This is a genomic window from Comamonas sp. w2-DMI (assembly GCF_040187735.1).
GTDB lineage: Bacteria > Pseudomonadota > Gammaproteobacteria > Burkholderiales > Burkholderiaceae_C > Comamonas > Comamonas terrae.
Map to the genome: position 1 here is coordinate 126,498 of NZ_JBANEL010000011.1, position 23,780 is coordinate 150,277.

Annotated in this window: 21 protein-coding genes; 19 read left to right on the forward strand and 2 right to left on the reverse strand. The window is 63.9% G+C overall.

Annotation, left to right across the window (positions count from 1 at the left end; genetic code table 11):
- The first annotated feature begins 18 nt into the window (after window positions 1-18).
- From bamA to kdoO, 13 genes are all read left to right on the forward strand, one after another.
- The gene (gene bamA, locus V8Z74_RS13555) at window positions 19-2,319 is read left to right on the forward strand and encodes an outer membrane protein assembly factor BamA (RefSeq protein WP_349709618.1); all 2,301 of its coding nucleotides are present in this window, start codon (window positions 19-21) and stop codon (window positions 2,317-2,319) included.
- Complete coding sequence (locus tag V8Z74_RS13560) at window positions 2,319-2,825, forward strand: OmpH/Skp family outer membrane protein (RefSeq protein ID WP_066480316.1); 507 nt, start codon at window positions 2,319-2,321, stop codon at window positions 2,823-2,825. Before bamA ends, V8Z74_RS13560 begins: the two co-directional genes overlap by 1 nt.
- Before the next feature lie 21 nt (window positions 2,826-2,846).
- Window positions 2,847-3,851, forward strand: a complete 1,005-nt coding sequence (lpxD, locus tag V8Z74_RS13565) for a UDP-3-O-(3-hydroxymyristoyl)glucosamine N-acyltransferase (RefSeq protein ID WP_349709619.1) — start codon at window positions 2,847-2,849, stop codon at window positions 3,849-3,851.
- Window positions 3,848-4,288 (forward strand): 3-hydroxyacyl-ACP dehydratase FabZ, encoded by a 441-nt coding sequence (fabZ, locus tag V8Z74_RS13570; protein ID WP_066480321.1) that lies wholly within the window; start codon window positions 3,848-3,850, stop codon window positions 4,286-4,288. Before lpxD ends, fabZ begins: the two co-directional genes overlap by 4 nt.
- Window positions 4,289-4,294: 6 nt before the next feature.
- The gene (gene lpxA / locus V8Z74_RS13575) at window positions 4,295-5,092 is read left to right on the forward strand and encodes an acyl-ACP--UDP-N-acetylglucosamine O-acyltransferase (RefSeq protein ID WP_349709620.1); all 798 of its coding nucleotides are present in this window, start codon (window positions 4,295-4,297) and stop codon (window positions 5,090-5,092) included.
- A 101-nt stretch (window positions 5,093-5,193) separates the two neighbouring features.
- Entirely contained in the window at window positions 5,194-6,336 is a 1,143-nt protein-coding gene (lpxB, locus tag V8Z74_RS13580; RefSeq protein ID WP_349709638.1) for a lipid-A-disaccharide synthase, read from the forward strand.
- Window positions 6,299-7,021 carry a ribonuclease HII gene (gene rnhB, locus V8Z74_RS13585; protein ID WP_349709621.1) on the forward strand — a complete coding sequence of 241 codons (723 nt, stop codon included), beginning with the start codon at window positions 6,299-6,301 and terminating at the stop codon, window positions 7,019-7,021. The genes lpxB and rnhB overlap by 38 nt, the downstream gene beginning before the upstream one ends.
- Before the next feature lie 53 nt (window positions 7,022-7,074).
- A complete protein-coding gene (locus tag V8Z74_RS13590; protein WP_349709622.1) occupies window positions 7,075-7,866 on the forward strand; it encodes a TrmH family RNA methyltransferase in 792 nt (263 codons plus the stop codon).
- A 175-nt stretch (window positions 7,867-8,041) separates the two neighbouring features.
- Window positions 8,042-9,214 (forward strand): glutamine-hydrolyzing carbamoyl-phosphate synthase small subunit, encoded by a 1,173-nt coding sequence (carA, locus tag V8Z74_RS13595; RefSeq protein WP_349709623.1) that lies wholly within the window; start codon window positions 8,042-8,044, stop codon window positions 9,212-9,214.
- Window positions 9,207-12,449 (forward strand): carbamoyl-phosphate synthase large subunit, encoded by a 3,243-nt coding sequence (carB, locus tag V8Z74_RS13600; RefSeq protein ID WP_066480334.1) that lies wholly within the window; start codon window positions 9,207-9,209, stop codon window positions 12,447-12,449. Before carA ends, carB begins: the two co-directional genes overlap by 8 nt.
- A 223-nt stretch (window positions 12,450-12,672) precedes the next feature.
- Window positions 12,673-13,149 carry a transcription elongation factor GreA gene (gene greA / locus V8Z74_RS13605; RefSeq protein ID WP_066480338.1) on the forward strand — a complete coding sequence of 159 codons (477 nt, stop codon included), beginning with the start codon at window positions 12,673-12,675 and terminating at the stop codon, window positions 13,147-13,149.
- A gap of 97 nt (window positions 13,150-13,246) precedes the next feature.
- A complete protein-coding gene (locus tag V8Z74_RS13610) occupies window positions 13,247-13,666 on the forward strand; it encodes a DUF4149 domain-containing protein (protein WP_066480340.1) in 420 nt (139 codons plus the stop codon).
- A 46-nt stretch (window positions 13,667-13,712) separates the two neighbouring features.
- A complete protein-coding gene (gene kdoO, locus V8Z74_RS13615) occupies window positions 13,713-14,582 on the forward strand; it encodes a Kdo hydroxylase KdoO (RefSeq protein WP_066480345.1) in 870 nt (289 codons plus the stop codon).
- A gap of 67 nt (window positions 14,583-14,649) precedes the next feature.
- Here the strand turns inward: kdoO and V8Z74_RS13620 are convergent, their stop codons facing one another.
- Together V8Z74_RS13620 and V8Z74_RS13625 are read right to left on the reverse strand one after the other, a co-directional pair.
- Window positions 14,650-15,417 carry a glycosyltransferase gene (locus V8Z74_RS13620; RefSeq protein ID WP_174522939.1) on the reverse strand — a complete coding sequence of 256 codons (768 nt, stop codon included), beginning with the start codon at window positions 15,415-15,417 and terminating at the stop codon, window positions 14,650-14,652.
- A 68-nt stretch (window positions 15,418-15,485) separates the two neighbouring features.
- Entirely contained in the window at window positions 15,486-15,956 is a 471-nt protein-coding gene (locus V8Z74_RS13625; RefSeq protein ID WP_066480556.1) for a YhbY family RNA-binding protein, read from the reverse strand.
- Window positions 15,957-15,987: 31 nt separating this feature from the next.
- Here V8Z74_RS13625 and V8Z74_RS13630 point away from each other — a divergent pair, with 31 nt between their 5' ends.
- From V8Z74_RS13630 to ppk1, 6 genes are all read left to right on the forward strand, one after another.
- On the forward strand, window positions 15,988-16,650 hold the full coding sequence (locus V8Z74_RS13630; RefSeq protein WP_066480347.1) for an RlmE family RNA methyltransferase: 663 nt from the start codon (window positions 15,988-15,990) through the stop codon (window positions 16,648-16,650).
- Window positions 16,647-16,808, forward strand: a complete 162-nt coding sequence (locus V8Z74_RS13635; protein WP_349709624.1) for a hypothetical protein — start codon at window positions 16,647-16,649, stop codon at window positions 16,806-16,808. The genes V8Z74_RS13630 and V8Z74_RS13635 overlap by 4 nt, the downstream gene beginning before the upstream one ends.
- A gap of 93 nt (window positions 16,809-16,901) precedes the next feature.
- Window positions 16,902-18,824, forward strand: coding sequence for an ATP-dependent zinc metalloprotease FtsH (gene ftsH / locus V8Z74_RS13640; RefSeq protein ID WP_066480348.1), 1,923 nt, complete (start codon window positions 16,902-16,904; stop codon window positions 18,822-18,824).
- 134 nt (window positions 18,825-18,958) lie between these two features.
- Entirely contained in the window at window positions 18,959-19,810 is an 852-nt protein-coding gene (gene folP / locus V8Z74_RS13645; protein ID WP_349709625.1) for a dihydropteroate synthase, read from the forward strand.
- Window positions 19,811-19,856: 46 nt separating this feature from the next.
- The gene (gene glmM / locus V8Z74_RS13650) at window positions 19,857-21,200 is read left to right on the forward strand and encodes a phosphoglucosamine mutase (protein ID WP_066480353.1); all 1,344 of its coding nucleotides are present in this window, start codon (window positions 19,857-19,859) and stop codon (window positions 21,198-21,200) included.
- A 406-nt stretch (window positions 21,201-21,606) separates the two neighbouring features.
- Window positions 21,607-23,736: a polyphosphate kinase 1 gene (gene ppk1, locus V8Z74_RS13655; RefSeq protein WP_502879539.1), complete on the forward strand. Its 2,130-nt coding sequence runs from the start codon at window positions 21,607-21,609 to the stop codon at window positions 23,734-23,736.
- The last annotated feature ends 44 nt before the right edge of the window (window positions 23,737-23,780 follow it).

Sequence of the window (23,780 nt, forward strand, 5' to 3'; positions counted from 1 at the left end):
CTGCGGCAAATTCCACTCATGAAAAAACATTTCAATCGCTTTGGCGTGCGTACCGCATCTGCCTTGGCAGCTATGGTTTTGGCTGCGAATGCGGCATGGGCACTAGAGCCTTTCAAAGTTCAGGACATCCGTGTCGAAGGCCTGCAGCGCGTGGAACCGGGCACCGTGTTCGCCTCCATGCCGCTGCGCGTGGGCGACCAGTACGACGATGAAAAAGGGGCTGCCGCGATCCGTTCACTCTTTGCCCTGGGCCTGTTCAAGGATGTGCGTCTGGAGGCCAATGGCAATGTGCTGATCGTGGTGGTGGAGGAGCGCCCCACGATTGCAGAAGTGAATTTCGCGGGTACCAAGGAGTTCGACAAGGACACGCTGCTCAAGGCCATGCGCGACGTGGGGCTGGCCGAAGGTCGTCCTTTCGACAAGGCGCTGGCCGACCGCGCCGAGCAGGAACTCAAGCGCCAGTACATCAACCGCAGCCTGTACGGTGCGGAAGTGGTGACCACGGTGACCCCGATCGAGCGCAACCGCGTGAACCTCACATTCACCGTGTCCGAAGGCGCGCCGGCCAAGATCAACGAGATCCACATCGTGGGCAACAAGGCCTTCAAGGAGTCCACGCTCAAGGATCTGTTCGACCAGGACACCGGCAACTGGATGAGCTGGTACACCAAGTCGGACCGCTATGCGCGCAACAAGCTCAATGCCGACCTGGAGACGCTGCGCTCCTATTACCTGCAGCGCGGCTATCTGGAGTTCCGCATCGATTCCACGCAGGTGGCGATTTCTCCGGACAAGCAGCACATCTCGCTGACCGTCAACATCCATGAAGGCGACCAGTTCGTGGTTTCCGGCGTCAAGCTGGAAGGCAACTACCTGGACCGCGACGACGAATTCAAGTCGCTGATCAAGATCAAGCCCGGCGAGCCCTACAACGCCGACCAGGTCTCCCAGACGATCAAGGCCTTCACCGACTACTACAGCAACTTCGGCTTTGCCTTTGCCAAGGTGGAGGCCGTTCCCGAGATCGACCGCGCCAACAACCGCGTGGAGCTGGTGCTGCAGGCCCAGCCGTCGCGCCGGGCCTATGTGCGCCGCATCAGCGTGAGCGGCAACAACCGCACGCGCGACGAGGTGATCCGTCGCGAGTTCCGCCAGTTCGAGGCGTCCTGGTACGACGGCGATAAGATCAAGCTTTCGCGCGACCGCGTGGACCGCCTGGGCTTCTTCACCGAGGTGAACGTGGAGACGCAGGAGGTTCCCGGCTCTCCCGACCAGGTGGACCTGCTGATCAACGTGGCCGAAAAGCCCACTGGCTCCCTGCAGCTGGGCGCGGGCTTTTCCAGTGCCGAAAAGGTCTCGCTGTCGTTCGGCATCAAGCAGGAAAACGTCTTCGGCTCCGGCAACTACCTGGGCGTGGACGTCAACACCAGCAAGTACAACCGCACCATGGTGCTGTCGACGACCAATCCGTACTTCACGGATACCGGTATCTCGCGCACCTATGACCTGTACTACCGGACCATGCGGCCCTACTACGATGACGGTGCCTACAAGATCGTCACCAAGGGCGCGACCGTGCGTTTCGGCATCCCGTTCAGCGAAGTGGATACGGTCTACTTCGGCGGTGGCGTGGAAGGCAACGAGATCAAGCCCGGCACCTACATGCCGCAGGTCTACCAGGAATACTGCGACAAATGGGGCTGCTCGCAGACCGGCATCCCGCTGACCATCGGCTGGTCGCGCGACAACCGCGATAGCGCGCTGGCGCCCAATTCGGGCCGCTACCAGCGCCTGAACACCGAAGTCTCGATGCTCAGCGACATGCGCTATGTCAAGGCCAACTACCAGATCCAGCAGTACATCCCGCTCAACAAGAAGTACACCATTGCGCTCAATGGCGAGCTGGGCTGGGGCAAGGGCCTGAACGGCCGCCCGTTCCCCATCTTCAAGAACTTCTATTCGGGCGGCCTGGGTTCGGTGCGCGGCTTCGAGCAGGGCTCGCTGGGCAAACATGACACGGTGAACACCAACCTCGCGCTGGGCGGCACCCGCAAGATGACCTTGAATGCCGAGTTCATGGTGCCGTTCCCGGGTGCCGGCAACGACCGGACCCTGCGCCTTTTCACCTTCCTGGACGTGGGCAACGTATGGGCTGAGGGAGAGAGCATGGAGCTCAGCTCTCTGCGCGCCTCCACGGGTATCGGTATTAGCTGGATTTCGCCTCTGGGCCCATTGCGTTTGGCTTATGCTCAGCCGATCCGCAAGGAAACCGGGGATAGAATCCAAAAACTGCAATTCCAGATCGGAACATCTTTCTAATGAAATCTCTTTCTAGCCATCTTTCTCTGGCTGTGCTGCTTGGCGCCATGGCCGTCTCTGCGCATGCACAGGAATTCAAGGCAGGCTTTGTGAACACGGATCGCATCTTCCGTGAAGCATCGACCGCCAAGGCTGCCCAGGCCAAGCTGGAGCAGGAGTTTTCTAAGCGTGAAAAGGATCTGGTCGACCAAGGCAATGCGCTGAAGAGCGCTTCCGACAAGTTCGAGCGCGAAGCGCCCACCATGTCGGAGAGCCAGCGCATTTCCCGCCAGCGCCAGCTGGTGGATCAGGACCGTGAATTCCAGCGCAAGCGCCGGGAATTCCAGGAAGACCTGAACTCGCGCAAGAACGAGGAGCTGGCCCAGGTGCTCGATCGTGCCAACAAGGTCGTCAAGCAAGTGGCCGAATCTGAAAAGTACGACGTGATTCTGCAGGAAGCCGTGTATATCAATCCCAAGTTCGATATCACGGACAAGGTGATCAAGGCTCTGAACGGCGCCAAGTAAAGCCCCTCGGAGCCAATTTTGGTGAGCGTTTCACTGGGAGAAATCGTTGATGCGCTTGGCGGGGAGCTGGTGGGCGGCGAGCGTGGGACACCGATTTCACGCATCGCGCCGCTGGACTCCGCCGGTGCCGGCGATCTGAGCTTTTTAAGCAACCCTCGCTACCGCCAGCAGCTGGCCGCCTCTCAGGCGGCCTGTGTCATTGTGGCGCCTGCGATGCGCGAGGAAGCGTCGCAGCGCGGTGCCTGCATCGTCGCGGCCGATCCCTACGCCTATTTCGCACGGGCCACGCAATGGTGGAAGACCCGCCACGCTGGAAGTGCGCCCTGCGGTATCCATCCCAGTGCCGTGGTGCATCCCAGTGCCGAAATCCATGTGTCGGCCTATGTGGGTCCCTTGTGCGTCGTGGATGCCGGGGCCAGGGTGGGAGCAGGGTCGGTGCTCAAGTCCCGCGTGACGCTGGGCGAGGCCTGCGAAATCGGCGAGCGCTGCATCGTGCATCCGGGCGTGGTCATCGGTGCCGACGGCTTCGGCTTTGCGCCGTCCGGCGGGCAATGGGTCAAGATCGAGCAGTTAGGCCGCGTGCGCATCGGCAACGATGTGGAGATCGGCGCCAACACCTGCGTGGATCGCGGGGCACTGGACGACACGGTGATCGAGGACGGCGTCAAGATCGATAATCTCGTGCAGATTGCCCACAATGTGCATATCGGCGCACATACGGTGATTGCGGGCAATACCGGAATTGCGGGCAGCGCACGCATTGGCGCGCATTGCTCGATTGGCGGTGCGGCCAATATCCTCGGGCACTTGAGCATTGCCGACGGGACGGTGATTTCACCGACCTCCATGGTCACCCGCTCCATACCCAAGGCAGGTTTTTATACAGGCATCTTTCCGTTGCAAGAGAACGAGCAATGGGAGAAGAACGCTGCAACCTTCAAGCAACTGTATGCGCTGCGCGAGCGCGTCAAGAAGCTTGAACAGGCGCTGGCCAACGAGCCGCGCGGCAACAACGGAAACAGATGATGGACATTCAAGGAATTCTCAAGCAATTGCCTCACCGCTACCCCTTCCTGCTGGTGGACCGGGTGCTGGAGCTGGAGCGCAACACGCGCATCAAGGCAATCAAGAACGTCACGTTCAACGAGCCGTTCTTTACCGGGCACTTCCCTGGCCGTCCGGTCATGCCCGGCGTGCTGATTCTCGAGGCGCTGGCCCAGGCTGCAGGCCTGCTGGCTTTCGATGCCATGGGCCAGGTGCCTGACGAGAACAACATCTACTACTTCGTGGGCATCGACTCCGCGCGCTTCAAGCGTCCGGTGGTGCCGGGAGACCAGCTTGCGCTGGAGATCACGATCGACCGTGTGCGCGGCGGCATCTGGAAGTTCAAGGCCGTGGCCAGCGTGGATGGCGAGGTGGCAGCCGAAGCCGAACTCATGTGCACGATGCGTCAGGTGGGATAAGCACTGATGGGGGCTTCCAGTCTGATTCATCCGACCGCGGTGATCGACCCTGCGGCACAGCTCGACTCCTCGGTGTCGGTGGGGCCGTATGCCGTCATCGGACCCAAGGTTCGCATCGGCGCGAATACCTCGGTGGGAGCCCATTGCGTGATCGAGGGCGACACCACGCTGGGCCGCGACAACCAGGTCTTTCAGTTCGCCTCGCTGGGCGCCCAGCCCCAGGACAAGAAGTATGCGGGTGAGCCGACGCGCCTGGTGATCGGCGACCGCAATACCATCCGCGAGTTCTGCACCTTCAACACCGGCACGGTGCAGGACCGGGGCGAGACGACCATCGGTTCGGACAACTGGATCATGGCCTATGTGCACATTGCGCACGATTGCATCGTGGGCAACAACACCATCCTGGCCAACAACGCGACCCTGGCGGGGCATGTGCACGTGGATGACTGGGTCATCCTCGGCGGCCTGACGGGCGTGCACCAGTTCACCCATATCGGTGCCCATGCCATGGCCGGCTTTGCCAGCCATATCTCGCAGGATGTGCCGCCCTTCATGATGGTGGACGGCAATCCGCTGGCCGTGCGCGGTTTCAATGCCGAAGGCCTGCGCCGCCGCGGTTTTTCGGCGGCGCGCGTCGCGGCCGTCAAGCAGATGCACAAGCTGCTGTACCGCCAGGGGCTGACGCTGGATGCGGCCACCGCCGCGATTGCGGGCCTGAAGTCCGACATGCCCGAAGCGCTGCAGGATATCGAGCGCATGCAGGCGTTCCTCGCGGCCTCCACGCGCGGTATCGCTCGCTGAAGAGCATCCTGCGCTCGTCTCCCGACAGGACCATAGGACCATTTCCGGCCGTGACGCAACCCGCAAAGCCTTTGACTTCCACGCAGCCGCCCGCGATCGCCATGGTGGCGGGCGAGACCTCGGGCGACCTGCTGGCCTCCCTGCTGCTGGACGGCCTGCATGCGCGCTGGCCGCAGGCCCACTCCATGGGCATCGGCGGTGCGCAGATGCAGCAGCGGGGTTTCCAGGCCTGGTGGCAGTCCGAACGGCTGGCCGTGCACGGCTACAGCCTGGAAGTGCTGCAGCGCGTGGCCGAGCTGCTGGGCATCCGCAAGCAGCTGCGCGAGCGGTTGATTGCCCATCCGCCTTCGGTCTTCGTGGGCGTGGATGCGCCCGACTTCAACCTGGGGCTGGAGGAGAAGCTGCGCGCAGCCGGCATCAAGACCGTGCACTTCGTCTGTCCCTCCATCTGGGCCTGGCGTGCCAACCGGGTGGAGAAGATCCGGCGTTCGGCCGATCATGTGCTGTGCATCTTCCCGTTCGAGCCTGAGCTGCTGGCCCGGCATGGCATCGATGCGACCTACGTGGGCCATCCGCTGGCGCAGGTGATTCCGCTGCATCCGGACCGTGCGGCGGCTCGCCGCCGCCTGGGTCTGGATGAAGAGGGGCTGGTGCTGGCCCTGCTGCCCGGCAGCCGGCGTTCGGAAGTGCGCTATATCGCTTCGGGCTTTTTCAAGGCGGCCGCGCTCGTCCGGAAAGCGCTTCCAGCTATTAAAATAGTAGTTCCTGCCGTGCCTTCCCTGTACGACGAGGTCTGCCGCATCGCGGCCGAGGCCGGGATGCAGGACCAGGCCTTGATCGTCAAGGGCCAGTCGCACGATGTGCTGGCTGCCTGCGACTGCACGCTGATTGCCAGCGGTACCGCCACGCTGGAGGCCGCGCTGTACAAGCGCCCCATGGTGATCAGCTACAGCATGCATCCCTGGAGCTGGCGCCTGATGAAGCGCAAGCAGCTCCAGCCCTGGGTGGGCCTGCCCAACATCCTGTGCGGCGATTTCGTCGTGCCCGAGCTGTTGCAGGACGCTGCCACGCCGCAGGCCCTGGCTACCGCTGCGCTGCACTGGCTGCGAGCCAGCCAGGATTCTCCTGCCACCATCGAGGCGCTGGTTGAGCGCTTCACCGCGCTGCACCACGAACTGCGACGAGATACTGCCGAATTGGCTGCCCATGCGATCGAAAAAATTATTGCCTCCCCCGCTGCTTGAGCAGAATTGCCTGCCCTGGCATCCGCCCGGGCTGATGGCCGGGGTGGACGAGGCAGGGCGCGGGCCGCTGGCCGGGCCGGTAGTGGCGGCGGCCGTGATTCTGGACGACCTCCACCCCATCGAGGGCCTGAACGACTCCAAGAAGCTCACGGCCAACCGCCGCGAGGTGCTCTACGACGAGATCCGGGCCAAGGCCCTGTGCTTTTGCATTGCCCAGGCTTCGGTGCAGGAGATCGACGAGCTCAACATCCTCAAGGCCACCTTGCTGGCCATGCGCCGCGCCGTCATGGGGCTGCGCCTGAAACCCGTGCTGGTAAAGGTGGACGGCAACCAGCTGCCGGTGCTGGACGTGCAGGCCGAGGCCATCGTCAAGGGCGATTCGCTGGTGCCGGCCATTTCCGCCGCGTCCATCCTGGCCAAGGTCACGCGCGACCGCTGGTGCGAGAAGCTCGATGCCCAGTATCCGCAATACGGCTTTGCCGCGCACAAAGGGTACGGCACGGCCGCGCACCTGGACGCCCTGCGTGTGCATGGCGCCTGCTGCGAGCATCGCCGCTCGTTTGCGCCTGTGGCCAAGGCGCTGGAGGCCGGCTCCATCTGCACGGGTGACGCACCTTTGCCGCTGGCTTGCGAAAGCGGTGCCTCGCCTGCGTTGGTGATGGCGCAGGCTTCGCTGTATTCCTGAATGCGCCGGCGCCCGCCCCGGGCCGCTTGCACCATATTGCCAAAGAGGTCGTCATGGGTTCTGCCCCTCAGCTCACCGTCATCCAGTCACGTGACAACAGCTTTGTCAAGGAGCTGCGCCGCCTGTCGCAGGACAGCACGGCCTACCGCAAGCAGGGCCGCATCTGGCTGGAGGGCGACCATCTGTGCCGTGCTGCCCTGGCGCGTGGCCTCAAGCCTGCCGTGGCCGTATTTTCAGAGTCTTTCTGGCCTCAGGCGCCCGTGCAGTGGGCGCAGGCAGCTAGCAAAGTCGTAGTGCTGGCCGATGCTTTGTTTGCCGATATCAGCGGCCTGGAGTCGCCGGCCCGCATGGGCTACCTGATGGACTGGGATGCCGGTCGGCAGGTATCTGCGGGCCTGTCCACCGTGGTGCTGGACCGCGTGCAGGATGCCGGCAACGTGGGCTCCATATTGCGCAGCGCCGCGGCATTCGGCTTTACCCAGGTCGTGGCGCTCAAGGGCACGGCGGCCCTGTGGAGCCAGAAAGTGCTGCGCGCCGGCATGGGAGCCCATTTCGGCCTGCATCTGGTGGAAGCCGCTGCGGTGGACGACGTGCAGCTTCTCCAGGTGCCGCTGATCGTGACCAGTTCCCACCAGGGCGATTTGATCCATGAAGCCCGTCTGCCTTGGCCCTGTGCCTGGGCCATGGGCCATGAAGGGCAGGGGGTGGGCCCCGCGCTCATGGAAATGGCCAGCCACCACATCCGCATCGCACAGCCCGGCGGCGAGGAGTCGCTCAACGTCGCGGCCGCCGCCGCTATCTGCCTGCACGCGAGCAGCGTGAGTGCCTTGGTGCGTCAAGGGTAATCCCGCAGCAAGTCATGGGGCTGAGGCTGTCCGAGCTTATAATGGGCGGCTTTCAAGCATTCCTTCATACGCCTAGCGAAGCCTCCTCGCCATCCCCTGCAGACAACTTTTTGTCCCCGCGCACGTGCCGGGGGCTGCGTTGGGCGTAACCGTAATTAAAAAACCGGAGAACCCAGTGCTTTTGTCTCTCAAGGGAAGTTTCCCATCCGCCATCCTGGCGCTCGCAGACGGCACGGTCTTTATTGGCAACTCGATTGGTGCGCAAGGCACCACCGTCGGTGAAGTCGTTTTCAACACTTCGCTGACCGGCTACCAGGAAATCCTCACCGACCCCAGCTATTGCCAGCAGATCGTGACGCTCACGTATCCGCACATCGGTAACTATGGCGTCAATCCCGAGGACGTCGAGGCTGACAAGATCCATGCCGCAGGTCTCATCATCAAGAACCTGCCCCTGCTGGCCAGCAACTTCCGCAGCACCGCTACGCTGTCCGAATACCTGACGCAGGGCAACACGGTCGCCATCGCCAATATCGACACCCGCAAGCTCACCCGCCTGCTGCGCGACAAGGGTGCCCAGAACGGCGCCATCCTGGGCCTGGCGGCCGGCGAGGAAGTCACCGAGGCACGCATTGCCCAGGCCGTTGCCGCAGCCAAGGCTGCTCCCGACATGAAGGGCCTGGACCTGGCCAAGGTCGTGACCACGGCCAAGCCCTACGAGTGGACCGAGTCCGAGTGGAAGCTGGGCGAAGGCTATGGCAAGCTCCAGGCGCCCCGATTCAAGGTCGTGGCCTATGACTTCGGCGTGAAGAAGAACATCCTGCGCATGCTGGCCGAGCGCGGCTGCCACGTGACCGTGGTGCCGGCCCAGACGCCTGCCAAGGACGTGCTGGCCATGAACCCCGATGGCGTGTTCCTGTCCAACGGCCCTGGCGATCCGGAGCCTTGCGACTACGCCATCGAGGCGGCCCAGGCCTTCATGGCCTCCGGCAAGCCCCTGTTCGGCATCTGCCTGGGCCACCAGATCATGGCCCTGGCCTCGGGCGCCAAGACCTTCAAGATGCAAAACAGCCACCACGGCGCCAACCACCCGGTCAAGGACCTGGACAACGGCCGCGTGAGCATCACCAGCCAGAACCACGGCTTTGCCGTGGACCTGGAGACGCTGCCCGCCAATGCCCGTGCCACGCACATCAGCCTGTTCGACGGCACGCTGCAGGGCATGGAGCGCACCGATGCGCCCGCCTTCTGCTTCCAGGGCCACCCCGAGGCATCGCCCGGCCCGCACGATATCGGCTATCTGTTCGACCGCTTCACAGCGCTGATGGAGAAACACAAAAATGCCTAAGCGCACCGACCTCAAAAGCATTCTGATCATTGGCGCCGGCCCCATCGTCATCGGCCAGGCCTGCGAGTTCGACTACTCCGGCGTGCAGGCCTGCAAGGCGCTGCGCGAAGAGGGTTACAAGGTCATCCTGATCAACAGCAACCCCGCGACGATCATGACCGACCCGGCCACGGCCGACGTCACCTACATCGAGCCCATCACCTGGCAGACGGTCGAGAAGATCATTGCCAAGGAGCGTCCCGACGCCATCCTGCCGACCATGGGCGGCCAGACCGCGCTGAACTGCGCGCTGGACCTGTGGAAGCACGGCGTGCTGGACAAGTACTCCGTCGAGCTGATCGGCGCCAAGCCCGAAGCCATCGACAAGGCCGAGGACCGCCTGAAGTTCAAGGACGCCATGACCAAGATCGGTCTGGGCTCGGCGCGCTCGGGCATTGCCCACTCCATGGAAGAAGCCTGGGAAGTGCAAAAGCACGTGGGCTTCCCCACCGTGATCCGCCCCAGCTTCACGCTGGGCGGCACGGGCGGCGGCATTGCCTACAACTCGGAAGAGTTCGAGACCATCTGCAAGCGCGGCCTGGAAGCCTCTCCCACCAACGAGCTGCTGATCGAGGAGTCGCTGCTCGGCTGGAAGGAGTACGAGATGGAAGTGGTGCGCGACAAGGCGGACAACTGCATCATCGTCTGCTCCATCGAGAACCTGGACCCCATGGGCGTGCACACCGGCGACTCCATCACCGTGGCCCCGGCGCAGACGCTGACCGACAAGGAATACCAGATCATGCGCAATGCCTCGCTGGCAGTGCTGCGCGAGATCGGCGTGGACACCGGCGGCTCCAACGTGCAGTTCTCGGTGAATCCCAAGGACGGTCGCATGATCGTCATCGAGATGAATCCCCGCGTGTCGCGTTCCTCGGCCCTGGCCTCCAAGGCCACGGGCTTCCCGATCGCCAAGATCGCGGCCAAGCTGGCCGTGGGCTTCACGCTGGACGAGCTCAAGAACGACATCACCGGCGGCAAGACCCCGGCCTCGTTCGAGCCCACCATCGACTACGTGGTCACCAAGATCCCGCGTTTCGCGTTCGAGAAATTCCCCGCTGCCGACAACCGCCTGACCACGCAGATGAAGTCCGTGGGCGAAGTCATGGCCATCGGCCGTACCTTCCAGGAGTCCTTCCAGAAGGCCCTGCGCGGCCTGGAAGTGGGCGTGGACGGCATGAACGAGAAGACCCAGGACCGCGAAATCCTGGAAAAGGAGCTGGGCGAGCCCGGTCCCGACCGCATCTGGTATGTGGGCGATGCCTTCGCCGCCGGCTGGACGCTGGACGAAGTCCACAACATCACCAAGATCGACAAGTGGTTCCTGGTACAGATCGAGGAGATCGTGAAGATCGAACTCGACCTGGACAAGCTGGTGGAAGAAAAGGGCGAGCAGGCGCTGGCCTCCCTGGATGCTGCCACGCTGCGCGTGCTCAAGCAAAAGGGCTTTTCCGACCGCCGCCTGGCCAAGCTGCTCAAGACTACGGACAAGGCCGTGCGCGAGGCGCGCAAGGCTCTGAACGTGCGCCCCGTGTACAAGCGCGTGGACACCTGCGCGGCCGAGTTCGCGTCCAACACCGCCTACATGTACTCCACGTATGACGAGGAGTGCGAGGCCCAGCCTTCGGACAAGAAGAAGATCATGGTGCTCGGCGGCGGCCCCAACCGCATCGGCCAGGGCATCGAGTTCGACTACTGCTGCGTGCATGCCGCCATGGCCATGCGCGAGGACGGCTACGAGACCATCATGGTCAACTGCAACCCCGAGACCGTGTCCACCGACTACGACACCTCGGACCGACTGTACTTCGAGCCGCTGACGCTGGAAGACGTGCTGGAGATCGTGGCTGTCGAGAAGCCCGCCGGCGTGATCGTGCAGTACGGCGGCCAGACGCCTCTGAAGCTGGCCCTGGGCCTGGAAAAGGAAGGCGTGCCCATCATTGGCACTTCGCCCGACATGATCGACGCCGCCGAGGATCGCGAGCGCTTCCAGAAGCTGCTGCAGACCTTAAGCCTGCGCCAGCCGCCCAACGCCACGGCGCGCACCGATGAGGAAGCGCTGGAAAAGGCCGCGTCCCTGGGCTACCCGCTGGTCGTGCGCCCCAGCTACGTGCTGGGCGGCCGCGCCATGGAGATCGTGCACGAGCAGCGCGACCTGGAGCGCTACATGCGCGAGGCCGTCAAGGTCTCCAACGACTCGCCCGTGCTGCTGGACCACTTCCTGTCCAACGCCATCGAGTGCGACGTGGACTGCGTGCGTGACCGCACCGGCGCCGTGTTCATCGGCGGCGTGATGGAGCACATCGAGCAGGCCGGCGTCCACTCCGGCGACTCGGCCTGCTCGCTGCCCCCTTACTACCTCAAGCCCGAGACCGTGGCCGAGATCAAGCGCCAGACCGCAGCCATGGCCGAAGGCCTGAACGTGGTGGGCCTGATGAACGTGCAGTTCGCGATCAAGGAAGTGGACGGCAAGGACGTGATCTACGTGCTGGAAGTGAACCCCCGCGCCTCGCGCACGGTGCCGTTCGTCTCCAAGGCCACGGGCATCCAGCTGGCCAAGGTGGCCGCGCGCTGCATGGTGGGCGAAACCCTGGCCGGCCAGGGCATCACCAAGGAAGTGACCCCGCCGTACTTCAGCGTCAAGGAAGCCGTGTTCCCGTTTGTGAAATTCCCCGGCGTGGACACCATTCTCGGCCCCGAGATGAAGTCCACCGGCGAAGTCATGGGCGTGGGCAAGACCTTCGGCGAAGCCTTCGTCAAGAGCCAGCTGGGCGCCGGCGTCAAGCTGCCGACCGAGGGCAAGATCTTCCTGACCGTGAAGAATGCCGACAAGCCCCGCGCCGTGGCCATTGCCAAGGAGCTGGTGGGCATGGGCTTCACCCTGTGCGCCACGCGCGGCACGGCCGCGGCGATCGCCGAAGCCGGCATCGAGGTGCAGACGGTGAACAAGGTCACCGAAGGCCGCCCCCACATCGTGGACATGATCAAGAACAATGAAATTGCCATGGTCATCAATACGGTGGAAGAGCGCCGCAACGCGATCGCCGACTCCCGCGCCATCCGCACCAGCGCCCTGCTGGCGCGTGTGACCACCTTCACCACCATCTTCGGCGCGGAAGCCGCCGTGGACGGCATGAAGGCCATGCGCGACAACCTGGACGTGTACTCGGTGCAGGAGCTGCACGCGCAGCTCTAACACACGCAGCCTGTCTGCCCGGGGACAGCCCCGGGCGGCGACCGGGTTTTACCGGATTTGTGCCGCGGCAAACGCGGCATAATGAACGCAAATGAACTTCAACCGCCGCGCGGCAACGTGCGGCGGTTTGCTTTTGGGGCGCAGGCCCCTTCTCGGCTTTGTCCGGGAGCCTGCGCCGGGTGCCGCGCATGGCGCGGCGTTTGCTGAATATGGAGACTTGACTATGGCCACCATCCCAATCACCAAGCGTGGAGCAGAGAAGCTCAAGGTTGAACTGCAGCGCCTCAAGACCGTGGAGCGCCCGGCCGTGATCCAGGCCATCGCCGAAGCCCGTGCGCAGGGCGATCTGAGCGAAAACGCCGAGTACGAATCCGCCAAGGAACACCAGGGCTTTGTGGAAGGCCGCATCGCCGAGATCGAAGGCAAGCTGTCGGCCGCGCAGATCATCGATCCCTCGGATCTGGATGCCGGCGGCCGCGTGGTGTTCGGCGCCACCGTGGACCTGGAAGACGAGGACAGCGGCGCCGCCGTGACCTACCAGATCGTGGGCGAGGACGAAGCCGACCTCAAGCAGGGCCTGATCAACATCTCCAGCCCGATTGCCCGCGCGCTGATCGGCAAGGAAGAGGGCGACACGGCCGTGGTTCAGGCCCCGGGCGGCGAGCGCCGCTATGAAGTGGTGGGCGTGCGCTACATCTGAGCGTCCCCGGGTCGCCTGCTTTGCGTAAGCGGCGACGGTTTTGGCCAGCCGCCAGGTGCCGCGCCGCGGCCCTGGCGGGGTTTGCGGATGGATCAGCATGTTCGATCGCCTGCCTTTCTTTTTTGCCGCACTGTGGTGGGGCAGCCTGTCGGCCATAGGCTTTGTGGCCGTTCCCTTGCTGTTCGTCCATCTGCCCACGCCGGCCATGGCCGGCTATATGGCAGCCCGGCTGTTTGCGGCGCAGACCTGGATTTCCATAGCGTGCTGCGCGCTTCTACTGGTGTTTTCCAAGCAGAAGAAGGCTGAAAAGATGCGGGAATGGGCGCAAGCTGCTATCGGTTTTGTGATCGCCGGCCTGCTGCTGGCGCTGCTGGTGCAGTATGGCGTCTCGCCCAGGATCGTGGCGCGCGAGAACCTCAGGCTGTGGCACGGCGTGGGCACGGCCATGTATGCGCTGCAATGGATCTGCGCTGCGCTAGTGCTGTGGCGCCTTGCCGCAAGCCGCAAACCGGCTTGATCCAGGCCAAGCCCGGCGTCAAGGCGGAGAGTAAACTGCCGAAGCCATGGAATCTCAAATCGTAAAAATCGACGCCACCGACTGGCGCCAGACTTCGGGCCGCCCCGAGTGGACGGCCGCCGTGGAAGCGGGCAAGGTCCTGTATTTCCCGCAGCTTGCGTTCCAGCTCTCCGAGCAGGAAAAAAGCCTGCTGCGCCCCGACATACGCGACCCCAAGACGCGCAACATCAGCCTGAATGTCGACGGCAGCATCAAGGGCGTGGCGGGCGACGAGGCCACGCGCCAGCAGGTGGCCGCCATGGTGGGACGCTTTCGCGAGCAGGCCACGGCGCTGATCGCGGGCCTGTTTCCGCAGTACATGCCGGTGGTGCGCATGGCGCCGACCAGCTACCGGCCCTCGCAGGTGGAAACCCGGGCCCAGTCCTGGCGCGCCGACGACAAGCGCATGCATGTGGATGCCTTCCCTTCGCGGCCCAATTACGGCGAGCGCATCCTGCGCGTGTTCACCAATGTGAACCCCGACGGCCAGCCGCGCGTGTGGCGCGTGGGCGAGCCCTTCGAGGATGTGGCCAGGAAATTCCTGCCGCGTGCCAAGCCCTATGTGCGCTGGCAGGCCAAGGCGCTGCAGATGCTGCATGTGACCAAGTCCTTGCGCAGCGAATACGATCACCTCATGCTGCAGCTGCACGACGGCATGAAGGGCGATCCGGACTACCAGAAGAATGCGCCGCAGGAGACCGTGCCGTTTGCCGCGGGCTCCACCTGGGTATGCTTTTCCGACCAGGCCGTGCATGCGGTGATGGCCGGCCAGTACATGCTGGAGCAGACCCTGTTCCTGCCCCCCGGCAGCGAGTACGACACGGCGGCCAGCCCGCTGGCCATACTCACGCGCCTCAAGGGCCATCCCCTGGTCTGAAATCCGGTCCGGAAAACAAAAGGCGTTGAACCTTGCGGTCAACGCCTTTTGTTTGCGAAGAGAGGGATCAACCCCAGGCCCTGGCAATCCAGCGGGCCGGCTCGATGTGGCGAAAGCGCCTGTTGCGCCGGCCGGCCAGGGCGTCGGGCGGATTGACCTCGCCATGGAAGATCACGATGCGTGCATCCCGGGGCGGCAGGGGCTCCTTCCAGTAATTGGTCGGCCAGGCGGGAATGCAGTAGTACTTGAAGCTAGGGCACCAGGCCGCAGGCCAGTAGGACAGCTTGCCCTGCTTGTGCAGAAAGTGCGACAGGTATTCCTGCTCGTTGCGGTACCGGGCGCGCAGGGCGTCGGTATTCGCGCGAAAGTGCTCCAGCACATCCGCATGCGCCCCCAGCTGGAAGCGGTAGACCGAGGAGTTGCCGACGATGCGCTCGCCAAAACGCCAGAAGCGCGGGTAGTCGTGGATGATGAGGAATTCGCCGTTCTGGGTGAAGAACTCGTCCAGGCCGCCGACGATGACCACGTCCAGATCCAGGAACAGCGCCACGCCCTTGAGGCCGTACAGGTCGGCCTCGAAGGTGGTCAGCTTCTTCCAGGCGCCGTCGCGCTGGCCGGGCGCCAGGTGGATGTTCAGATCCGGAATGGGAAAGCACTCGACTTCCTCGCGAATCCCTTCAGTGTTGTCGGTCAGGCAGACAAAGCGAAAATCTCCGCTGAGATGGCGGCGCACCATGGCGTAGAGCCGGTTGACATACTCCGGGCCGTATTTGGTGCCCCATTTCATGCAAAGAATGTGGCGTTGCTGGTTGGGCAGCGGTGTGGTCTGGACCATGGACGGGCGGTTTCAGCGGAAAGTGGAAGGGCGCGGACGACTGCGGAGCGGCAGGTAGTAGCCTGGCATCAGCCCAGGCGGCCTTTTTTGACGGACTTCTGCTTGGGCTTGGCGCGCTTGATCTGGCCGCCGGCGGTCAGGCGCTGGTTGCCAAGCACGCGCAGCTGCTTGACCTCGGGCTTTTGCCCGGCACGGCCGAACTTGAGCACCTTGACGTCGCGCGGACCGGGCTTGCGGTCCTCGTCGTGGACCTTTTCCTTCTCGGGAATGGGGCGCCACAGCACGAGCAGCTTGCCGATATGCTGGATGGGCGCCGCGTTGAGCGCGTCGCACAGCTGCTGGTACATCTGGTCGCGGGCGGCGCGATCGTCGTTGAAGACGCGCACCTTGATCAGGCCGTGCGCGTTCAGGGCAGCGTCCACTTCCTTCTGGACAGCGGCCGTCAGGCCATCACCGCCGATCAGGACGACGGGGTCCAGATGGTGGGCTTCGGCGCGGTGTTCCCGGCGCTCTGCGGGAGTTAATTGAATTTGGGGCATGCCCGTATTATCGAGGCTGAGAGAATCCAGCATGAAAACGAAAACCAAAAGTAAGAAGGTCAATAAGAATTGGCTGCACGATCACATCAATGATCCGTACGTCAAGGCGGCCCAGAAGGACGGCTATCGCGCGCGAGCGGCCTACAAGCTCAAGGAGATCGACGAGCAGCTCAGGCTCATCCAGCCCGGCCACACGGTGGTGGACCTGGGCTGCGCGCCCGGCGCCTGGAGCCAGTATGTGCGCCGGCGCCTCTCGCCCGGCGGCGCGGCGGTGGGCCAGCTCAACGGCCGCATCATTTCGCTGGATCTGCTGCCCATGGAGCCCATCGAAGGCGTGCACTACATCCAGGGCGACTTCCGGGAGGAGTCCGTGCTGACCCAGCTCGAGCAGGCCATGAACGGAGGAAAGGCCGATGTGGTGATCTCCGACATGGCGCCCAACCTGTCGGGCAATGCCTCCACCGACGCCGCGCGCGTGGCCCTGCTGATCGAGATGGCCGTGGACTTCGCGCAGCACAACATGAAGCCCGATGGGGCGCTCGTGGTCAAGCTGTTCCATGGCAGCGGCTACAACGAACTGGTCGACCTGTTCAAGCAGACCTTCAAGGTGGTCAAGCCGATCAAGCCCAAGGCGTCGCGCGACAAGTCCGCAGAAACCTTTCTGGTGGGAATGGGGCTGAAGTCGGCGGCATGAATGCCCTCAGCCTGCCTGCAAAAGGCGAGCAGGACAGCGGGCCTTGGCTGCGCCGGCCGATGGCCTGTCCGGAGCATGAAATCCATGCCGGGCGCGGGCTGGCCGGCAAAAACGCGGCAAGACCGCATTCCGTCTATGGCCGCTATAGGGGGAAATAAGCCGCCAACTGGCTTGAAACACCTAAAATGGGCCGTAAATAAGTCTCGAAGCCCTCTTCGGGCCTTTTCATCTGCATTCCATTGGAGCCCCGCTTGAACAATCAGTGGTTTTCAAAAATCGCCGTCTGGCTGGTCATCGCCATGGTGCTGTTTACGGTGTTCAAACAGTTTGACACCCGCGGCACGGCTGGCGCGTCCCATGTCGGCTACTCAGAATTCCTGGAACAGGTGCGCAACAACCGTATCAAGAGCGCCACGATCCAGGAAAGTCCTGGCGGCACGGAAATCGTTGCCACGACCAGTGACGACCGCAAGGTGCGCACCACGGCCACCTATCTGGACCGGGGCCTGGTGGGCGACCTGATCAGCTACAACGTCAAGTTCGACGTCAAGCCCCGCGAGGAAGGCTCCCTGCTCATGACGCTGCTCGTGAGCTGGGGTCCCATGCTGCTGCTGATCGGCGTGTGGATCTATTTCATGCGACAGATGCAAGGCGGCGGCAAGGGCGGCGCCTTCAGCTTCGGCAAGTCCAAGGCGCGCATGCTCGACGAGAACAACAACACCGTCACGTTCGCCGACGTGGCCGGCTGCGACGAGGCCAAGGAAGAGGTCAAGGAAGTCGTGGACTTCCTGAAGGACCCCAACAAGTTCCAGAAGCTCGGCGGCCGCATTCCGCGCGGCCTGCTGCTGGTCGGCCCTCCGGGCACCGGCAAGACGCTGCTGGCCAAGTCCATCGCGGGCGAGGCCAAGGTGCCGTTCTTCTCGATCTCGGGTTCCGATTTCGTGGAAATGTTCGTCGGCGTGGGCGCGGCCCGCGTGCGCGACATGTTCGAGAACGCCAAGAAGAACGCGCCCTGCATCATCTTCATCGACGAGATCGACGCCGTGGGCCGCCAGCGTGGCGCGGGCCTGGGCGGCGGCAACGACGAGCGCGAGCAGACCTTGAATCAGATGCTGGTCGAGATGGACGGCTTCGAGACCAACCTCGGCGTGATCGTGGTGGCCGCAACCAACCGCCCCGACATTCTGGATGCGGCCCTGTTGCGCCCGGGCCGTTTCGACCGCCAGGTCTATGTGACGCTGCCCGACATCCGCGGCCGCGAGCAGATCCTGAACGTGCACATGCGCAAGATTCCCGTGGGCCAGGACGTGAACCCCGCCGTGATTGCACGCGGCACGCCCGGCATGTCGGGTGCCGATCTGGCCAATCTCTGCAACGAGGCCGCGCTGATGGCTGCACGCCGCAATGCCCGCACCGTCGAGATGCAGGACTTCGAGAAGGCCAAGGACAAGATCATCATGGGCCCCGAGCGCAAGACCATGGTCATGCCCGAGGAAGAGCGCCGCAACACGGCCTACCACGAGGCCGGTCATGCGCTGATCGGCAAGTTGCTGCCCAAGTGCGATCCGGTGCACAAGGTCACCATCATCCCGCGCGGCCGCGCGCTGGGCGTGACCATGAGCCTGCCCGAGAAGGACCGCTATTCCTACGACAAGGAATACATGCTCAACCAGATCGCCATGCTCTTCGGCGGCCGCATCGCCGAGGAAGTGTTCATGAACCAGATGACCACGGGGGCGAGCAACGACTTCGAACGCGCGACGCAGATCGCGCGCGACATGGTGACGCGCTACGGCATGACCGATGCGCTGGGCCCCATGGTCTATGCGGAGCAGGAGGGGGAGCCCTTCTTGGGCCGCTCCATGAGCAAGTCCAGCAACATCAGCGAAGAGACCATGCAGAAGGTCGATGCGGAGGTACGCCGCATCATCGACGAGCAATACCATCTGGCACGCAAGCTGATCGAGGACAACTCGGACAAGATGCACGCCATGGCCAAGGCCATGCTCGAATGGGAAACCATCGACGCCGAGCAGCTCGACGACATCATGGCCGGCAAGGAGCCTCGTCCGCCCAAGGACTGGGTGCCTCGCAATCCTCCTTCGTCGGGAGGCGGCAATTCTTCGGGTGGCACGCCCGCAGCCGGCGCGGAGCCTGCGCCCCGCACTGCCTGACGCCTCCATCCAGAGTCACAAAAGGTCCTGCGGGACCTTTTGTTTTTGGCCCATGAAAGCATGGGCATGGCTTGCTGGAGCAGGCCTGCGCAGCGGTTCTTCTCCCCTGGCCGGCAAGTCCCAAGGAGTTTCCTATGTCGCCACAGTGGCAAACATCACGCTTTGTATTGAATCTGGACCAGCCTCTGGTCATGGGCATCGTCAACGTGACGCCCGACTCTTTTTCGGACGGCGGCAGGCATGCCGGGGTCTCGGGCGCTATGGCGCATGCCGAACGGCTGCTCGGCGAGGGTGCCGATATCCTCGACATCGGCGGCGAGTCGACCCGGCCCGGCTCGCCGGCCGTACCGCTGGAGGAGGAGCTGCAGCGCGTGCTGCCGGTGGTCCGGGAGGCGGTCAAGCTCGATGTGCCGGTTTCCATCGACACCTACAAGCCCGAGGTCATGCGGGCCGTTCTGGACCTGGGCGCCGACATCATCAACGACATCTGGGCGCTGCGCCAGCCCGGTGCGCGCGAGGTGGTGCAGGCCCACGGCCGCTGCGGCATCTGCCTCATGCACATGCACCGTACGCCCCAGGACATGCATCTGGAACACATGCAAGGAGATGTGGTGTCCGAAGTCCGGGATTTTCTGCAGGCCGAAAGCCACAAGCTGCTGGCTGCCGGGGTGGATCGCCGCCGCATCGTCTGGGATTACGGCATCGGTTTCGGCAAAAGCCTGGCACAAAATTTTGCGTTGCTTGCCGGCCAGCAAGAGTTGTTGGCACTAGACTTTCCGCTGCTAGCCGGCTGGTCCCGCAAGGGATCCCTGGGTCAGGTCAGCGGCCTTCCGGTGAATGAACGCATGGTGCCCAGCGTGGCGGCGGCCTTGCTGGCCGTGGAAAGAGGGGCCAGAGTGGTGCGCGTGCACGATGTGGCGCAAACTGTTGCAGCGCTCTCCGTGTGGAAGGCCATGCAGGAAAGCTCGGGCCATCGCGCTGTCTGAACTGGCCGGGCAGCGTCCAACCATAAACAGAAGCAGGGATAACAACATGGCGCGTCAATATTTCGGAACCGACGGTATTCGAGGCACTGTGGGCAAGTCGCCCATCACGCCGGATTTCGCCTTGCGCCTGGCGCATGCCGTGGGCAGGGTGCTGCGGCGCCAGGGACAGCAAGGGGAACGTCCTCTGGTGCTGATCGGCAAGGACACCCGCATCTCGGGCTACATGCTGGAGAGCGCGCTGGAGTCGGGCTTCAACTCCGCAGGCGTGGATGTCATGCTGCTGGGGCCGCTGCCCACGCCCGGCGTGGCCTACCTGACACGTGCGCAAAGGGCGAGCCTGGGCGTGGTGATCAGCGCCAGCCACAACCCGTTTTATGACAACGGCATCAAGTTCTTCAGCGCCAACGGCAGCAAGCTGCCCGATGCCTGGGAGGAAGAGGTCGAGCAGGTTCTGCTGGAGGCTCCCGAGTGGGTGGATTCCGCGGCGCTGGGCAAGGCGCGCCGGCTCACCGATGCAGCAGGCCGCTATATCGAATTCTGCAAGAGCACGTTCGACCATTCGCTGTCGCTGCGCGGCCTGCGCATCGTGGTGGACGCTGCGCACGGCGCTGCCTATCAGATTGCGCCCAAGGTATTCCATGAGCTGGGCGCCGAGGTGATCGCGATCGGTTGCTCGCCCGACGGTCTCAACATCAACGAGGGCGTGGGGGCCACCCATCCCGAGGCCCTGGTCATGGCAGTGCGTGCCAACAAGGCCCATTTCGGCGTCGCGCTCGACGGCGATGCCGACCGGCTGCAGCTGGTCGACGAGCAGGGGCGCCTGTTCAACGGCGACGAGCTGCTGTACCTGATGGCTGCAGACCGCCTGGCGCGTGGCGAGGCGGTACCGGGCGTGGCCGGCACGCTGATGACCAACATGGCCGTGGAACAGGCATTGAAAGCCCAGGGCGTGGGCTTTGTGCGCGCCAAGGTGGGCGACCGCTATGTGCTGGAAGAGCTGCAGCGCAACGGTTGGCAGCTCGGCGGCGAAAGCTCGGGCCATTTGCTGGCCCTGGACAAGCACACCACGGGCGACGGCCTGGTCAGCGCCCTGCAGGTGCTGCAGGCCTGCGTGCGCTCGGGCAAGACAGTGGCCCAGTGGCTGTCGGAGGTCACGCTGTTTCCGCAGGTCATGGTCAACGTGCGCCTGCAGCCGGGGCAGGACTGGAAGAGCAACCGCCTGCTGGCGGCCGAGCAGGAAACCGTGCAGAAGCAATTGGGCAGTGCGGGTCGTCTGCTGATCCGGCCCAGCGGCACGGAGCCCTTGCTGCGCGTCATGGTCGAAGCGCGCGACGAGCGCCTGGCCAGCGAATGCGTGCAGCGGCTGGTGCAGGCTGCCAAGGCGGCTTGACGGAACTCCGGTTGCGCAAGGGGCGTGAAAGCTTGGCTTTCGCGCCCCTTTTTGTTTATGTCAGAAAAGCTGCCAGAACGGCAGGCATGCGTTGAAGTCTTCTTGTGGGACGTCGTCCTGCATTTGCTTTTCGTCATATGAAAGTCATATAAATGTCACAAATTGCGGGCAGACTGTCATAAAGCTCCATGGAGTGCTCTTCGGGCTCTGCAGGCCCTTTGCTGACATGCCTCAATCCCTGCCGGAGGAAGCAGTGACCGCGTCGCTGCCGAATAACCAGAATTCTCTTGTCCTGTCTGTTCCCTTTTCCGCATCCGGGCTCGATCCGAGCGCTGAAATCCCGGTAATCTCTGCCCTGCAGCAGGATGGCCTGCTGCAGGGTCCGCTGTCGGCGACGGCCGTGGAAATGCAAGAGTCTGCACCGAGGGAAGCCTTCTTGCCCAAACCTTCTGTCCAAGCCGTGGCCGCGGAGCCGGTGGCGGCGCCCCGGGCGCTGCCGCAGTTCCTGGACCGGGACCAGAGCATCCTGGCTTTCAACGAGCGTGTGCTGAACTGGGCGGAGCGGGAAGATGTGCCCTTGCTGGAGCGCCTGCGCTATCTGTGCATCGTCTCTTCGAACCTGGACGAGTGGTTCGAGGTGCGCTGCGCGGCCCATGTATCCGCCGCCAAGGCAGGCGACGAAACCGGGCCGTATACGCGCACCAGCTTCGAGCGGCTGATGGCCAGGGCGCATGAGCTGGTGGCGCGCCAGTACCAGCTCTACAACCAGTCCATCATCCCGGCGTTTGCCGGCCATTCCATCCGGCTGGTCTCGCATGGCGAACGCAGTGCGGTGCAGCGCAAATGGGTGCGCGATTACTTTCTGCGCGAAGTCCAGCCGTTGCTGGTGCCGGTGGGCCTGGATCCTTCCCACCCGTTTCCGCAGGTGGCCAACAAGGCGCTCAACTTCATCGTGCGCCTCAATGGCGTCGATGCCTTTGGCCGCTCCAACGAGGTGGCCATCGTCAAGGTACCGCGTGCATTGCCACGGCTGATCCGGCTGCCGGAAAAGATTTCGGGCAGGCAGCGCCTGTTCGTCAGCATCTCCAGCGTGGTGCGGGCACACCTGGCCGAACTGTTCCCGGGCCGCGAAGTGGCCGAGTTCTCGCAGTTCCGCGTGACGCGCCATTCCGACCTGGCCGTGGACGAGGAGGATGTCAGCGATCTGCGTATGGCTCTGCGCCAGGGGCTGCACCACCGCCACTATGGCCAGGCGGTGCGGCTCGAGGTGTCCTCGTCCTGCTCGCCCATGCTCTCCAGCCTGCTGCTGGAGCAGTACGGTCTGCCCGAGCAGGCGCTGTTCCGCGTCAAGGGGCCGGTCAATCTGGTGCGCCAGATGCAGCTGGTGGATCTGGTCGACGATCCGGCCCTGCTGTTTCCCAAGTGGAAGCCCGCCTGGCCCAAGCAGCTGTATCCGGGGCGCTCGATCATGGCGCAGATGCGCAAGAACGACATCCTGATCCACCAGCCCTTCGAGAGCTTCGACAGCGTGCTGGAGCTGCTGCGCGAGGCGGTCAACGATCCCGAGGTGCTGGCCATCAAGCAGACCATCTACCGCACCGGCTCGGACTCCGAGATCATGCGCCTGCTGGCAGAGGCCGTGAGCCGCGGCAAGGAAGTGCTGGCCGTGCTGGAACTCAAGGCACGCTTCGACGAGGAAGCCAACATCAACTGGGCCGAGCAGCTCGAATCTCTGGGTGTGCAGGTGGTGTACGGCGTGGTGGGCTTGAAGACCCATGCCAAGATGCTGCTGATCACGCGGCGCGAAAAGCGCACCGGCCACCTCAAGCGCTATGCGCACCTGTCCACGGGCAATTACAACCTGCGCAGCGCGCGGCTGTACACGGACATCAGCCAGCTGACCTGCGATGCGCAGATCACGGCGGACATGGATGCGGTGTTCCGCCATCTCTCCAGCCACAACAAAATGCCCGAACTGCAGCGCCTGGTCATGGCGCCGTTCCATCTGCAAAGCCGCATGCTGCAGCTGATTGCCAAGGTCGCCGAGGCCGCGGCGCGTGGCGAGCATGCGCGCATCGTGCTCAAGATGAACGCGCTGACCGACGAATTGCTGATCACGGCGCTGATGGAGGCCGGGCGCAAGGGCGTGCGCATCGACCTCATCGTGCGCGGCGCCTGCATGCTGCCGGCGCAGCGCCCGGGCTGGACGGACAACATCCGCGTGCGCTCCATCATCGGGCGCTTTCTCGAGCATTCGCGCGTGTTCTATTTCTCCTGGGGCGAGCACGAGGAGCTGTTCCTGTCCAGCGCGGACTGGATGAACCGCAACATGCTGCGCCGCGTGGAGCTGGCCTGGCCGGTGCAGGACAAGGCGCTGCGCCAGCGTGTCATCGACGAATGCCTGGTGGCCTATCTGCATGACGACCGCGATGCCTGGACGCTGACCGCCGCCGGTACCTACCAGAAGCCCGCGCGCCCGACCGAAGGGCAGGGCGCACAGATGGCCTTGATGGAGCGCTACGGTGCCGCAGCCTGAAACTGGCGCTGGTGCTATTGAAAAAGAGGCATCTGGCGCCTGCC

What these genes read in the sequence shown, in the direction of transcription:
- rnhB (WP_349709621.1), top strand. Translation starts at nt 6,299, where the DNA reads ATGCGATCGAAAAAATTATTGCCTCCCCCGCTGCTTGAGCAGAATTGC.
- glmM (WP_066480353.1), top strand. Translation starts at nt 19,857, where the DNA reads ATGGCGCGTCAATATTTCGGAACCGACGGTATTCGAGGCACTGTGGGC.
- fabZ (WP_066480321.1), top strand. Translation starts at nt 3,848, where the DNA reads ATGATGGACATTCAAGGAATTCTCAAGCAATTGCCTCACCGCTACCCC.
- V8Z74_RS13625 (WP_066480556.1), bottom strand. Translation starts at nt 15,956, where the DNA reads ATGCCCCAAATTCAATTAACTCCCGCAGAGCGCCGGGAACACCGCGCC.
- bamA (WP_349709618.1), top strand. Translation starts at nt 19, where the DNA reads ATGAAAAAACATTTCAATCGCTTTGGCGTGCGTACCGCATCTGCCTTG.
- V8Z74_RS13620 (WP_174522939.1), bottom strand. Translation starts at nt 15,417, where the DNA reads ATGGTCCAGACCACACCGCTGCCCAACCAGCAACGCCACATTCTTTGC.
- lpxA (WP_349709620.1), top strand. Translation starts at nt 4,295, where the DNA reads ATGGGGGCTTCCAGTCTGATTCATCCGACCGCGGTGATCGACCCTGCG.
- V8Z74_RS13635 (WP_349709624.1), top strand. Translation starts at nt 16,647, where the DNA reads ATGAATGCCCTCAGCCTGCCTGCAAAAGGCGAGCAGGACAGCGGGCCT.
- lpxB (WP_349709638.1), top strand. Translation starts at nt 5,194, where the DNA reads ATGGTGGCGGGCGAGACCTCGGGCGACCTGCTGGCCTCCCTGCTGCTG.
- V8Z74_RS13560 (WP_066480316.1), top strand. Translation starts at nt 2,319, where the DNA reads ATGAAATCTCTTTCTAGCCATCTTTCTCTGGCTGTGCTGCTTGGCGCC.
- carB (WP_066480334.1), top strand. Translation starts at nt 9,207, where the DNA reads ATGCCTAAGCGCACCGACCTCAAAAGCATTCTGATCATTGGCGCCGGC.
- greA (WP_066480338.1), top strand. Translation starts at nt 12,673, where the DNA reads ATGGCCACCATCCCAATCACCAAGCGTGGAGCAGAGAAGCTCAAGGTT.
- ppk1 (WP_502879539.1), top strand. Translation starts at nt 21,607, where the DNA reads ATGCAAGAGTCTGCACCGAGGGAAGCCTTCTTGCCCAAACCTTCTGTC.
- V8Z74_RS13630 (WP_066480347.1), top strand. Translation starts at nt 15,988, where the DNA reads ATGAAAACGAAAACCAAAAGTAAGAAGGTCAATAAGAATTGGCTGCAC.
- kdoO (WP_066480345.1), top strand. Translation starts at nt 13,713, where the DNA reads ATGGAATCTCAAATCGTAAAAATCGACGCCACCGACTGGCGCCAGACT.
- V8Z74_RS13590 (WP_349709622.1), top strand. Translation starts at nt 7,075, where the DNA reads ATGGGTTCTGCCCCTCAGCTCACCGTCATCCAGTCACGTGACAACAGC.
- folP (WP_349709625.1), top strand. Translation starts at nt 18,959, where the DNA reads ATGTCGCCACAGTGGCAAACATCACGCTTTGTATTGAATCTGGACCAG.
- V8Z74_RS13610 (WP_066480340.1), top strand. Translation starts at nt 13,247, where the DNA reads ATGTTCGATCGCCTGCCTTTCTTTTTTGCCGCACTGTGGTGGGGCAGC.